This is a genomic window from Kitasatospora sp. HUAS MG31 (genome assembly GCF_040571325.1).
Classification (GTDB): domain Bacteria; phylum Actinomycetota; class Actinomycetes; order Streptomycetales; family Streptomycetaceae; genus Kitasatospora; species Kitasatospora camelliae.
Genome location: NZ_CP159872.1, coordinates 430,533 through 442,958, shown reverse-complemented (window position 1 = coordinate 442,958; position 12,426 = coordinate 430,533). Strand labels below are relative to the sequence as shown.

Below are 12,426 nucleotides of genomic sequence, written 5' to 3'. Positions count from 1 at the left end.
GGAGGCGCCACCGCATGACCACCGCACCCGGCCCGGAGCGGGCCGTCGGATCGTCCGTCCGGATCGGCGCGCTCGTTCCGCTGACCCGGCCCGGCTGGGTCGAGGCGGGCCGGCACCTGCTCGCCGGGCTGGAGCTGGCCGTCCAGGAGGTCAATGACGCCGGCGGGATCGGCGGACGCCCGCTCGACCTGCTGGTCCGGGACACCGCGGCCGACCCCGAGCGGGCCGCGGCGGTCGTGGCGGAACTGGCCGGCCTGGGCGTGGTGGCCGTGGCGGGGGAGTACCACAGCGTCGTCGCCCGCGCCGCCGCCGCCACGGCCGACGCGCTCCAGGTGCCCTTCCTCTGCTCCTCGGCGGTGCTCGACGCGCTCACCGAGCAGCCGACCGAGTGGGTCGCGCGGCTCGCCCCGGCGCAGTCCCACGGCTGGCGCATCTACGCGGACTTCCTCCTCGGCGCGGGTCACCGCCGGATCGCCGTGGCGGCCGACCCGAGCGTCTACTGGGCCTCCGGGGCCCGCATCCTGCGCGACCACCTCGCCGCCGGACCGGGCCGCGGCGGCACCGTCGCCGAACTCGACATGCGGACGCTGACCCCCGCAGCCGTGTGCGACGAACTCCACGCCCGGGGCGCGACGGCCCGCTCCTGCTGGTCGGCCACCCGGACCCGGTCGTGCCGATCGTCCGGGCCGTCCGCCGCGACCCGCGGCTCGCCGACGTCCTGATCGGCGCGCCGGCCGGGCAGCCGGAGTTCGCCGGGTGGGCGGCGCTGCTGGGCGCCGAGGGCACCGGGGTCCCGTTCCTGCGCTACCTGCCCGAGCGCCTCGGCCCGCTCGGCACCCGGGTGGCGGCGGCCCTGCGCGAACGGCTGGCCGAGGCGCCCTCCTTCGTCGCCTTCGAGGGCTATGACACCGTGGCCGTCCTGGCCGAGGTGCTGCGTTCGCACGGGGCGGACCGGGCGCGCATCGCCGGATCCTGGCCTCAGGTCGCCGTCGAGGGCACCCGCGGGCCGATCCGGTTCTCCCGTCCGCCGGGCATCGGCGTCCGCCAGTGGGCCTGGCCGCCGGTCCAGGTCGTCGACCGTGATCCGGCACAGCCCGACCACTTCCGGATCCTGCACACCGGCTGACCGGCTGATTGGCCGGGCGGCCGGACCAGTGTGACCAACCGCCCGGCTGACCGACCGCCCGGACAGCCGGGCCGTCAGCGGAAGTGGTGCAGGTTCTCGCGGAGGAAGGCCTCCAGCGTGCGCGGGGCACGTCCGGTGAGCCGGCGGAAGGCGGTGTCGTCCGGTGTCTCCGGGCGGCCCGTCGCGAGCTGCTGGATCTCCACCACGTGGCGGGCCAGCCAGTCCGGCATCCCGGCCCGGCCGACCAGGTGGGCGTGCAGCCCGGACGGGCCGAGGTCGAGGTAGCGGATCGGCCGGCCGAGCAACTCGCTCAGCAGTGCGGTGAGTTCGGGGTGGCTGTAGGCCCGCCCGCCGGTGAGCGGGTACGTCCCGCCGGCCGGCTCCGGGCGGGTGAGGACCGCGGCGGCGGCGTCCCCGACGTCCCGGGCGTCCACGTAGTTGCACCGGGCCCGGCCCATCGCGCCGTGCACCACCCCGGCGGCGATGCCGGGCGCCAGGAGCAGCAGTTTCTGCATGAAGGCGTACGGCCGCAGTACGGTCGCCGTGAGGCCGGAGGCCCGCAGCCGCTCCTCGACCAGGTGGTGGCCGCGGGAGACGGCGACGGGGGAGTCCGGCTCGGCGGCGGGTGCGGAGACCTTGACGACGTGCTCCAGGCCGCAGTCGACGGCCGCCTCGATCGCGTTCAGCTCGTGCCGGACCTGGTGCGGGCCGTTGGCCATGGTGAGGAAGAGCTGCCGCGCGCCGTGGAAGGCGGCCCGCAGGGACACCGGGTCGGCGGCGTCGGCCGGGAGGATCGCGGTCCGGGCGAGCGTCGGCCCGTCGAGTGCGGCGGCCAGGCGGGCGGGGTCGCGGCTGAGGGCACGGGTCGGTGCGCCGAGGGCGGCGAGGCTGCGCAGGGTGGCGCCGCCGGTGGCGCCGGCGGCGCCCATGATGACGATCACGATGTCGGCCTTTCGAGTCGGTGGGTCGTGGGTCGGTGGTCCGGTGTGCGGGTCGGGCGGCTGCCGCGCCAGCGCCAGGTGGTGACGGTGGCGGCGATCGCCGAGGAGACCGGCAGGTCGACCGGCAGCCGGGGCGGCCAGGGGCTGTCGGCGAGGGCCGGGATCTGCGGCAGCCCGTGCGCGGCGGCCAGCCCGACGGCCAGGCCGAGTGCCGCGGCCGCCAGGCCCAGGACGGCCGCCGCGAGCGCGCGCGGGGTCCGGGCGGGCCGGGATCGGACGGGACGGCGCCGCAGCGTGGCGCCGAGGGCGGCGGCCACCAGGGCGGAGGTACCGCCGATGGTGGTGAGCGCCGCCACCACCAGCTGTGGCTGCCGGGTGACGGCTCCGCCGAGGCCGGCCGTCACGGCGGGCATGGCGTAGGACGTCAGGACTTCGCGCCACAGGACGAAGGGCGGGGGAGCGCCGGAAGCTTTCCTGCTCATGGTTGTCCTCTCTGATCAGATGTGATCTGACAAAGATTAGGTGCCTAAGCATTTATGCTTAGGTTCCTAACTATCGGGGTGGAAAAGAGGCGGGCCGCCCTCGGCCCGCCTCGGTGGGGTCAGTCCTCGGTGAGTGCGTCGATGCCCGAGACCACCCGGGCCAGCAGGTCGAGGAAGGTGGCGCACTCCTCGGGGGAGAGCCCGCCGACCAGGGCCTGCATCCGGGTGAAGTGCTCCGGCGCCAGGTCGCGCAGCCGGTCGGCGCCGCGCGCGGTGAGGATCACCACGTTGCCGCGCCCGTCCTCGGTGGACGGGCGGCGGGCCACCAGGCCCTCCCGCTCCAGGCCGTCGACCAGGCCCGTCACGGTGGCCCGGGTGACCCCGAGGCTCGCCGCGAGCTGGGAGGGCGACTTCTCGCCGCCGTGGTCCTCCAGGTCGGCCAGCAGTCGGTAGCGGCCGGTGGAGAGGCCGAAGCGGCCGAAGTGCACCTCGCCGGCCTGGCCGATCCGGGCGCCGGCCGCCATCAGCCGGGCCGCGACCAGGACCGCCTGCGGGTCGGCCGTGAGGCCGTAGCGGGCGATCTGGCGGCGGGCCTGGTCGAGGGTGGGGGCGGCGGGGCCCGTCCCGGGATGCTGGGTCACGGGAAGTAATATGGCGCCTCACCATCTCCTCGGTCAAGCGGCCCCGCCGACGGCCGCGACCCGCCGCGACGGGCCGGGGCCCCGCCTCCGGTGACGGTCCGTACAGCACTCCGTACAGCGCCGCCCACCGGCGTGGCCTGCGCAAACGCACACCAAGGGCGGGTGGTGAGGACCCTTGACACCACGATCCGTAGCGGCCCACTATGAAGGAAGCTTCACCTAGCGCCCCCTTGTGAACACTCTCGGTTCAACGCTTCATCCCCGAGCGTTGCCATGGGTGGCCGGCCAGCCCCGCCGGCTCGGATGGACCGACTGCACGCGCTGTTCAGGCGCCGCGCGGTCATCCTGGCCTGTCGCTCCCCGCGAGCCGTGGGCTCCGGATCGCCCCGGAGAGGGCGGTCCACCATGAGCCCTTCCTCTAACCGTCCCCGCCTCCGGGCAGAACCGCCGGCGTACGGACCACTCCCCGGGTCCTCGCCCTCGGTGGACCAGATGGATGTGTAGGTCACATGGGCCATCCGGCACGGCACGTCAGACGCTGGTTGATCGCTCGTCTGTCCGGGGAGCCACGCTCCCGGACCGGCGGCCGGACACGGGGGTGGCCGGGCCGGCCCCGGGCCAACCCCGCCACCCGCAGCGTCGCCCGCGAGGTCCTGCTGCTGCAGCTGGTGCTGGTCGTGCTGCTCGTCGTCGCCGGGGTGGTGGCCATGCTGGCTCAGATCCGGCGGGACACCATGGCCGACGCCCGGCACCGGACGCTCGCCGCCGCCGAGTCGTTCGCGCACGCCCCCGGGCTCCTGGCCACCCTGAACGGCCCCGATCCCACCGGGACGCTGCAGCCGCTCGCCGAGGAGGCCAGGAAGGCCTCCGGCGTCGACGCCCTCATCATCTACAAGATGGACGGGATCACGCTCACCCACAGCGATCCCGGCCAGATCGGCAAGTACGTCATCGGCCCTTACGGCGAGGCGGCGATCGGCAAGTCGTTCACCAAGACGTTCCAGGGCGCGCTCGGCCTCTCCGTGATCTCGGCCGTGCCGGTCCGGGACCCCAGCGGGTCGGTCGTCGCCATCGTCTCCTCCCCGGTCACGGTCGAGAAGGTGCAGGAGTCGGTGGACGAGCAGATGCCGGTCTTCCTGGGAAGCGCGGCCGGCGCCCTGGCCGTCGCCGCGGGCGGGGCCGGGCTGGTCAGCCGCCGCCTGCGCCGCCAGACCCACGGCCTCGGCCCCGCCGAGATGACCCGGATGTACGAGCACCACGACGCGGTCCTCCACGCCGTCCGGGAGGGCGTGCTCATCATGGGCAGCGACCACCGGCTGCTCCTCGCCAACGACGAGGCCCGCCGACTCCTGCACCTCCCCACGTACGCCGAGGGCAGGGCCGTCACCGACCTCGGCCTCGACCCCCGTACGGCCGAACTCCTCGCCTCGGACCGCATCGCCACCGACGAGGTCCACCTCGCGGCGGACCGCCTGATCGCCGTGAACAAGCGCTCCACCACCCCGTTCGGAGGGCACCGCGGGAGCGTGGTGACCCTGCGCGACACCACCGAGCTGCAGTCGCTGGCGGGACGCGCGGAGCTGGCCCGGGAGCGGCTCACCCTCCTCTACGACGCCGGCGTGCACATCGGCAGCACCCTGGACGTCGTGCGCACGGCCGAGGAGCTCGCCGAGATCGCCGTCCCCCGGTTCGCCGACGTGGTCACCGTCGAACTGCTCGACCCCGTCCTGTCCGGCGAGGAACCGAGGGAGGCGGGCACGCTGCTGCGCCGCGTCGCCGTCGCGGGCCTGGCCGAGGACCACCCGCTGTACCCCGTGGGGGAACTGATCCGCTTCATCCCCGGCACCCCCGTGGCCGCCAGCGTCGCGGACGGGCGCGCCGTCCTGGAACCGGATCTCGCGAACGCCCCCGGCTGGCAGGCACAGGACCCCGCACGCGCCCAGCGGATCCTGGACCTCGGACTCCGCTCCCTGGCCGTGGTCCCCCTGCGGGCCCGCGGTGTGGTCCTGGGGCTGGTCGACTTCTGGAGAACCGGATCCTCACCGCCCTTCGACCCGGAGGACCTCGCCTTCGCCGAGGAACTCGCCGGCAGGGCCGCGGTGTCCGTCGACAACGCCCGCCGCTACACCCGCGAACACAGCATGGCCGTCACCCTCCAACGCAGCCTGATGCCCCAGGCCCTCCCGGAACGGTCCGCCCTGGACGCCGCCTACCGCTACCGCCCGGCGCAGGCCGGGGTCGGCGGCGACTGGTTCGACGTCATCCCGCTGCCCGGCGCCCGGGTCGCCCTGGTCATGGGCGATGTGGTCGGCCACGGCCTGCACGCCGCGGCGAACATGGGCCGCCTGCGCGTCGCCGTGCACAACTTCTGCGCCCTGGACCTGCCCCCGGACGAGTTGCTGAGCCACCTGGACGAGCTGGTGACCCACATCGACGCCCGGGACGACAGCGGCGACGGCGGCGAGGGCGGCGAGCACGCGATCACCGGCGCCACCTGTCTGTGCATGATCTACGACGCCGTGTCCGGACGGCTGACCGCCGCGACCGCGGGCCACCTGCCACCGGCCGTCATCCACCCCGACGGGAGCGTCGAGTTCGTCGAGCTGCCGGTCTCCCCGCCGCTGGGCCTCTGCGCCGGCCTGCCCTTCGAGACCACGGACCTGTCCGTTCCGGACGGCTCCCGGCTCGTGCTCTACACCGACGGACTCATCGAGGACCGCCACCGGGACGTGGACGACAGCCTGGACGCCCTGCGCGCTGCCCTGGCCGGCCCCGAGCGCACCCCCGAGGCCACCTGCGCCGCGGTGATGGACGCCCTGCTCCCCGGGAAACCCACCGACGACGTCGCCCTCCTGGTGGCGGCCACCCGGCAGCTGGACCCGGCCGACGTGGCCGAGTGGGAGGTGCCCAGGGACCCGGCCGCGGTGGGCCCGGTCCGCAACGCCTGCAGCCGCAAGCTGGAGGAATGGGGCCTGGAAGAGATCTCCTTCGCCTCCGAGCTCATCCTCAGCGAGCTGATCACCAACGCCGTCCGCTACGGCCGCGAACCCATCCGCGTCCGGCTCCTGCGCGACAACGGCCTGACCTGCGAGGTCTCCGACGGGAGCAGCACCTCCCCGCACATCCGCCGGGCGAAGGACACCGACGAGGGCGGCCGCGGCCTCTTCCTCGTCGCCCAGTTCGCCGACCGCTGGGGGACCCGCTACTCGCCGCGCGGCAAGACCATCTGGTCGGTCCAGAGCCTCGACGGCAAACCGCCCGACGAGGACCTGGACGGCGACGCCCTCCTCGACCGGTGGGACGACGCATGACGCCCGAGTGCCGGGAGATCCCATGAGCGGGTGGAGCGTCCGCAGGCTCACGCTGCTGGGCTGCGTCGGGATGCTGGCCGTCGGCCAGGCCGGCTGCGGCGGATCGCGCCACGCGGGACCGGTCCCGGCCGCCGCGGCCGCCTCCGCCGAGGAGATGGGAGGCATGCAGGCGCTGATCGACGCGGCGCGGAAGGAAGGACGGCTCAACGCCATCGCGCTTCCCCCGACCTGGGCCAACGGGGGCGGCCTGATCGAGGGGTTCGATCGACGCCGTGAAGAAGCGGAAGGGGACGCCCGATGCCCCGGACGTGCTGGAGCTCGGCGCCCGCTTCGCACGGTCCGCCGCCCAGGAGGGCCTGCTCGCCTCGTACGCGGTCGTGCCGCACCGGAGGATCCCGGACGGCCAGAAGGACCCGCGGTCCCGGTGGTTCAGCAGCTACGGGGGGTACATCTCGATCGGCTGCGACGCCGGCCGGATAGCGGTCTGCCCCATCTCCTTCTCCGACCTGCTGAAACCGGAGTACCGGGGCAAGGTCGCCCTCACCGGAACCGACCCCAGGAGGTCGGAGGTGGCCTTCGCCGCCGTGTACTCCGCAGCCCTGGCGAACGGCGGGTCGTTCGACGACATCCAGCCCGGCCTCGACTACTTCGCACGGCTCGACGGCACGGGGAACCTGCAGCACACCAGCCCCAACCCGGCCCAGGAGAAGATCGCGAGCGGCGCCACGCCCATCGTCATCGAATGGGACTTCCTCAACCTCGCCCACAGCGACGAGATCCCCAGTTCCTCGGTCCGGTGGAAGGTCTCCATCCCCTTCGACGGCAGCTTCTCCGAGTACTACGCCCAGGCGATCAACAAGGACGCTCCGCATCCGGCGGCGGCGCGCCTGTGGGAGGAGTACGTGCTCAGCCCGGAGGGGCAGAACCTGAGGCTCGACGACTACGCCCGGCCGGCGCTGATGCAGTCCATGCGGGAGGACGGGACGATCGACAAGGCCAAGGCCGCCCGGCTGCCGACCGTCGAGGGCGTCCCGACCTTCCCGAGCGAGGAGCAGCTGAAGAGGTCGCGGAGCGTGGTGGCGAAGGGCTGGACCGCCGCCGTTCCGGGCCTGACGGTGGACGACCGCGCCGGACCGTTCCAGGCCGCCGACGGCTGACCCGCGAGGTCGGCCGCGGGTCCCCGGCGCGCGGGGACCGGGTGGTCCTCAGGACCGCTGCTCGTCCAGGGCGGTCCGGGCCTGCCGGGCCGCCTCCGCGAGGAGCTGGGAAGGCGTCGGCCCTGCCCGCTGACGATCTTCTTGGCGGCCGCGAGGAACGGCGTACTGACCTCGCTGTCCCAGCTGTTGGGGTTGTTCCGCCCGTACATGGCGGCCAGCCCCGACGACGTCGCGCTCTGCCTGGAACTCGACCGGTTCCCCTTCGCCATGGTGGCGACCCAGGAGGACTCGCTCATGGTCCTGCGTCCGTGCGCCGTGCCGGAGTCGACCGCCGCGGCCTCGATCTGACCACCACGGCCCGCTTTGGACGCTACGGTCCGCTCAGTCCTGCCGGACGCGCCGGGTGTGGCTGCCGCCCTCCCCGGTGAGCCCTTCGGGCCCGGGCAGGCCGCGGTGGGTGCGCAGCGGCGAGAAGAAGATCGGCACCCACACCGTCGCCAGACCCGCCGCGCCGGCCCACAGGACGGCCCGGACCGAGGCGAACTCGCCCAGCAGGCCGGAGAGCGCGGCGCCCACCGCGAGCGCGCCGGTCAGCAGGACCCGCATCGTGGCGTTCATCCGGCCGAGCAGCCGGTCGGGGGTGACGCTCTGGCGGAAGCTGACCTTGAGCACGTTGTCGACGCCGACCTTGAAGGTGGTGACCAGCCAGCCCGCGCCGGCCAGCCAGAGCGCCGGGCCCCGGTCCACCAGCGCCACCAGGACGCCGAACGGCGCGATGGCCAGGCCCATCAGCCACAGCACCCGGCCCGCACCCAGCCGCAGCGCGAGCCGCCGGGCCGCCAGCGAACCGAGGAACACGCCCAGACCGCCGGCGGCGAAGAACAGGCCGACCGCCGTGTCCGGCAGCCCGAGGTCCGGACCAGGAGCAGGGGAGCATGGTCCGGCACAGCTGGACGGACAGGTTGGTCCACGCCCCGGCGAGGGCGACCGCGCGCAGGACCGGGTGGCCGCCCACGAAGCGCAGGCCCTCGCGGACCTCGCCGCCGAGGCGCGCCCCGAGGCCAGGGCGACCCGGGCCATCGGGATCCCGCGCCGCTCGGCGACCCGCTGGACCGCGTCGACGATCGGCCGGTCGACGTCGTCGGCGAACCGCCGCCCGAAAGGGTCGCGGTCCCCACCCACCGCGCCACCCGGCCCAGGTCTGCTTTTGCGGCCCGTCGGAGCCCGGGGGACGCTGAGCGGGCGGATGGCTGCCGTCCGCAGACCGGAGGAGGCTGGCACGTGAAGTTCATTCAGATCATCGAGTACCGCACGAGTCGCATCGACGAGTTCAACGCCCTGCTGGACGAGTGGGTGGAGCGGAACGCCGGCAACCGCCTGGCGAGCCGGGCCGTGCAGACCCGCGACCGGGACGGGAACGACGTCTACCTGAACATCGTCGAGTTCCCCTCCTACGAGGTGGCGATGGAGAACTCCGACCGCCCGGAGACCGCCGAGTTCGCGGCCCGGGTGATGGCGCTGTGCGACGGGCCCCCGAGGTTCCGGAACCTCGACGTGCTGAACGAACGGTCCTTCCAGGACTGACCCCGCGTGCGGACGCCCCGCCCGGCGGGGCGTCCACGCCGTCAGGGGCCGGCGGGGCCGGGCGGGATCGTCAGGGCTGCCCGGGGCCGGGCGGGAGGTGGACGGTCATCACGAGGGTGCAGGTCCCGGTGCCCGCGCCGCGGTAGGTGTGGGCGGTGTCGCCGTCGAAGGTGGCGGTCTGCCCGGCCACCTCGGCGCCTCCTTCAGTGCCGGGGCCGTCGGCTGGGGAACCGCCTCCGGGGTCGCCTCGGCCGCCTTCGCCCTGCTCTACCGCACCCTGGCGATCGGCCCGATGAACGTGCTCTCCCCGGTCACCGCGCTGGTCTCCGCCGCCCTGCCGGTCGCGGTCGGCCTGCTGCAGGGCGAGCACCTCACCCCCGCCGGCATCCTCGGCCTGCCCCTCGCCCTGGCAGCCGTGGTCCTGGTCAGCGCCGGCCCCGGCACCCGAGCGGCCCGCCCGTCCCGCACCGCGCTGCTGCTCGCCTTCGGCGCGGGTGCCGCCATCGCCCTCCAACTGGTCTGCCTGCACCGGGCCCCCGCCGACAGCGGCCTCGCCCCCGCTGATCGTCGGCCGGGCCGTCTCCACCGCGGTCACCCTCGCCGCGGCCGGCCTGTTGCGCCACCGGCTGGGCTCCGAGCGGCCCGCGTACGCGATGTCGGCGGCCGCGGGCGTCCTGGACTCCGTCGCCAACCTGCTCTTCCTGCTCGCCGTCCGCAGCGGGGACCTCACCGTGGTCGCCGTGATCACCGCGCTCTACCCGGCCGGCACCGTCCTGCTCGCCCGCGCCGTGCTGGGCGAGCGCATCCACCGCGGCCAGCTCGCCGGACTCGGTCTCGCCGCGGTCGCCGTCAGCCTCCTCGCCCTGGCCTGAACCGCGACGACCCGCCTCCTCGGGACGCTGCCCGGCGACTTCCCGACCGGGCCCGCCCGCACGGACCGGCCGCCCGGCCGCGGCCGGGTCGGGACCAGACGGTGCGCGGCGTGGGCGGAGTAGGCTGACCGGCCGTGAGCGAACCGGACTTCCTGCGGACGACCCGCGACTCCTACGACCTGCTGGCTGACGACTACGCCGGCCACTTCCGCGGCGAACTCGCGGCGAAGCCGCTCGACCGGGCCCAACTCGCCGGGTTCGCCGACCTGGTGAAGGCCTCCGGACTGCCGGGCCCGGTGGCCGACGTCGGCTGCGGCACCGGGCGGGTGACGGCCCACCTCGACGGGATCGGACTGCCGGTGTTCGGCATCGACCTGTCGCCGCGGATGCTGGCCGCCGCCCGGCAGGCCCACCCCGGGCTGCGGTTCGAGGAGGGCTCCATGCTGGCGCTCGACCTGCCGGACGGCAGCCTCAGCGGCCTGCTCGCCTGGTACTCCACCATCCACGTCCCGGACGAGCTGCTGCCGCAGGTGTTCGCCGAGTTCCACCGGGTGCTCGCCCCGGGCGGTCACCTGCTGGCCGGGTTCCAGGTCGGCGACGTCCCGCGCCACCGGACCGAGGCGTTCGGCCACGAGATCGACCTGACCTTCCACCGGCGCAGGCCCGAGCAGGTGTCCGACCTGCTGGGAGCCGCCGGGCTGCCGGTGATCGCCCGGATGCAGCGGGAGTGCGACGAGGACGGCCCGTTCCCGGAGAAGACACCCCAGGCGTTCCTGGTGGCCCGCAAGCCGCGGGCTCAGGCGAAGCCGTCCGCCTGAGCCCGGCTGCGCCGGTCCAGCGGTGGGCGGGTCAGCCGGTGGGCAGGTGGGTGTCGACGGGGTACCAGGCGGCGTTGCCCGGTGCGGGGTTGAAGTCGTAGCGGATCCCGGACCGGCCGAGTCCGACGAGGGCGAGCGAGGTGGTGGCCCAGACCCGGTCCTCGTCGAACTCGCGGTGCTGGACGAGGGCGGCCGGGTCGGTGCGGTCCAGTCCGTCGCCGTCGGCGATCGGCGGCCAGTCGGCCCACGCCTCGGCGGTCGGGGTGCCGGCGCCGTCGACGGGCCCGGTCGGCGGCTCGGGACGTCGGACGGCGGCCAGCCGCGGACGGAAGTGCGCGAGCCGGGCGGCCATCATCCGCGCGGCGCTCTCGGAGGATGTCCGGTGCGAGGCCAGGCCCTCCATCCCGTCGTTGATGACGGCGTGCAGGCCCGGCTCCAGCACCCGACGGGTGAGCTCGGCGCCGCTCCACCCCAGCGAGGTCACCGCGTCCGGCTCGGCGGTGATCAGGTGGAACGGGTCGTAGCGCGTCCAGTCGCGGTCCGCGAGGTCGTCGCCCGCCGCGGCCAGCAGTGGAAGTTCACCGCGCGAGAGCCGGCGGGCCGGATCGGCGGGCAGCCCGAACCCGTTGAGGATGCAGGCCAGCCGCGGACTGCGGCCGGTGCCGCCCGGGTCCACGGCCAGCCAGGTGCCGCCCGCCAGCAGGTCCAGCCCGCCCAGCAGCCGCGGATGCCGCGGCCAGTGCCGGGCAGGCGGCAGCCAGGCCCGGTCGGTGTACTCGTCCCGGGCGGCGAGGACGAGGACCGGCACCGGCGACCCGGGATCGAAGCTGACGAACACGGTGCACACGGCGCATCCCCTCACCTCGGCAGTCCCCTGTCCCCGATCCTCGCACGGCCCCACGCCGCCCCGGTGATCGGGTTCCGGCCGCGGGGGCCGGTGCGGGCGGCGTGGGGGTGAGGGGCGGTCACAGGGCGATCGGGCGGTAGCCGAGGGCCGCGTCGACGATCTGCTCGGCCGAGGCGTCCGGCAGGTCGGGCGGGGGGTGGAAGATCAGGTCCGTGACCCGGGGGTACAGGACGTTGGCCTGGAGGAGCCGCAGGTAGTAGTCGATCTCCGGGTCGCCGGCGAGGATCCTGCGGACGACCTCGACGCGTTCGTCCCGGGTGACGTCCGCGACCCGCGGCCGGGCCGGCCGGGCGGCCTCCCGCGCGAAGTCGGCCAGACTCCGGCTGCCCTCGCACTCGGCGAAGTCGAGGGCGGCGTAGTCGTGACCCGTCCTCGCGTTGAAGGCTCGGATCTCTCGGTCCGTGCTCCCGGATCCCCGAAGCACCAGGTCGGCGATCCGCGTGATCTCGCGGCAGAGCGCGTCCAGGCGCTGCCGGCTCACCGGCGGGGGCATCAGTTCGGGTCTCAGATCCACGGTACTGATGGTGCCGCCCGCCGCTGACACCCATGTGCGGCGAGGGCGGTTGGCCCGCGGCCGTCACCGTCGG

Annotated in this window: 10 protein-coding genes and 4 pseudogenes; 7 read left to right on the top strand and 7 right to left on the bottom strand. The window is 74.7% G+C overall.

The window, feature by feature from the left end:
• Positions 1 to 14 precede the first annotated feature (14 nt).
• Positions 15 to 1,126: pseudogene (locus tag ABWK59_RS02115) on the top strand (ABC transporter substrate-binding protein).
• A gap of 74 nt (positions 1,127 to 1,200) precedes the next feature.
• Here ABWK59_RS02115 and ABWK59_RS02110 read toward each other — a convergent pair.
• The 3 genes from ABWK59_RS02110 to ABWK59_RS02100 all read right to left on the bottom strand — a co-directional run bounded on the left by ABWK59_RS02110 (position 1,201) and on the right by ABWK59_RS02100 (position 3,190).
• Positions 1,201 to 2,067 carry an NmrA family NAD(P)-binding protein gene (locus ABWK59_RS02110; RefSeq protein WP_354637513.1) on the bottom strand — a complete coding sequence of 289 codons (867 nt, stop codon included), beginning with the start codon at positions 2,065 to 2,067 and terminating at the stop codon, positions 1,201 to 1,203.
• Positions 2,064 to 2,549: a hypothetical protein gene (locus ABWK59_RS02105; RefSeq protein WP_354637512.1), complete on the bottom strand. Its 486-nt coding sequence runs from the start codon at positions 2,547 to 2,549 to the stop codon at positions 2,064 to 2,066. Before ABWK59_RS02105 ends, ABWK59_RS02110 begins: the two co-directional genes overlap by 4 nt.
• A 119-nt stretch (positions 2,550 to 2,668) precedes the next feature.
• Entirely contained in the window at positions 2,669 to 3,190 is a 522-nt protein-coding gene (locus ABWK59_RS02100) for a MarR family winged helix-turn-helix transcriptional regulator (RefSeq protein ID WP_354637511.1), read from the bottom strand.
• A 545-nt stretch (positions 3,191 to 3,735) separates the two neighbouring features.
• Here ABWK59_RS02100 and ABWK59_RS02095 point away from each other — a divergent pair.
• The 3 genes and pseudogenes from ABWK59_RS02095 to ABWK59_RS02085 all read left to right on the top strand — a co-directional run.
• Positions 3,736 to 6,501, top strand: coding sequence for a SpoIIE family protein phosphatase (locus ABWK59_RS02095; protein WP_420492900.1), 2,766 nt, complete (start codon positions 3,736 to 3,738; stop codon positions 6,499 to 6,501).
• A 272-nt stretch (positions 6,502 to 6,773) separates the two neighbouring features.
• Positions 6,774 to 7,658 carry an ABC transporter substrate-binding protein gene (locus tag ABWK59_RS02090; protein WP_354637510.1) on the top strand — a complete coding sequence of 295 codons (885 nt, stop codon included), beginning with the start codon at positions 6,774 to 6,776 and terminating at the stop codon, positions 7,656 to 7,658.
• Between the two features lie 213 nt (positions 7,659 to 7,871).
• Positions 7,872 to 8,006 (top strand): annotated as a pseudogene (locus tag ABWK59_RS02085) (2-phosphosulfolactate phosphatase); the annotation flags it as partial.
• Positions 8,007 to 8,039: 33 nt separating this feature from the next.
• On the opposite strand, the gene ABWK59_RS02080 reads toward ABWK59_RS02085, so the two are convergent.
• Positions 8,040 to 8,840, bottom strand: coding sequence for a hypothetical protein (locus ABWK59_RS02080; RefSeq protein ID WP_354637509.1), 801 nt, complete (start codon positions 8,838 to 8,840; stop codon positions 8,040 to 8,042).
• A 99-nt stretch (positions 8,841 to 8,939) separates the two neighbouring features.
• On the opposite strand from ABWK59_RS02080, the gene ABWK59_RS02075 reads away from it, so the two are divergent.
• On the top strand, positions 8,940 to 9,242 hold the full coding sequence (locus tag ABWK59_RS02075; protein ID WP_354637508.1) for a hypothetical protein: 303 nt from the start codon (positions 8,940 to 8,942) through the stop codon (positions 9,240 to 9,242).
• 70 nt (positions 9,243 to 9,312) lie between these two features.
• Here ABWK59_RS02075 and ABWK59_RS02070 read toward each other — a convergent pair.
• Positions 9,313 to 9,453: pseudogene (locus ABWK59_RS02070) on the bottom strand (XRE family transcriptional regulator); the annotation flags it as partial.
• Here ABWK59_RS02070 and ABWK59_RS02065 point away from each other — a divergent pair.
• Positions 9,433 to 10,114 (top strand): annotated as a pseudogene (locus ABWK59_RS02065) (EamA family transporter); the annotation flags it as partial. The pseudogenes ABWK59_RS02070 and ABWK59_RS02065 sit on opposite strands and share 21 nt — an antisense overlap.
• 134 nt (positions 10,115 to 10,248) lie before the next feature.
• Positions 10,249 to 10,932 (top strand): class I SAM-dependent DNA methyltransferase, encoded by a 684-nt coding sequence (locus ABWK59_RS02060; RefSeq protein ID WP_354637507.1) that lies wholly within the window; start codon positions 10,249 to 10,251, stop codon positions 10,930 to 10,932.
• A 31-nt stretch (positions 10,933 to 10,963) separates the two neighbouring features.
• Here the strand turns inward: ABWK59_RS02060 and ABWK59_RS02055 are convergent, their stop codons facing one another.
• Both ABWK59_RS02055 and ABWK59_RS02050 read right to left on the bottom strand, forming a co-directional pair.
• The gene (locus tag ABWK59_RS02055) at positions 10,964 to 11,779 is read right to left on the bottom strand and encodes an NRDE family protein (RefSeq protein ID WP_354637506.1); all 816 of its coding nucleotides are present in this window, start codon (positions 11,777 to 11,779) and stop codon (positions 10,964 to 10,966) included.
• 118 nt (positions 11,780 to 11,897) lie between these two features.
• Positions 11,898 to 12,353, bottom strand: coding sequence for a hypothetical protein (locus ABWK59_RS02050; RefSeq protein ID WP_354637505.1), 456 nt, complete (start codon positions 12,351 to 12,353; stop codon positions 11,898 to 11,900).
• Positions 12,354 to 12,426 lie beyond the last annotated feature (73 nt).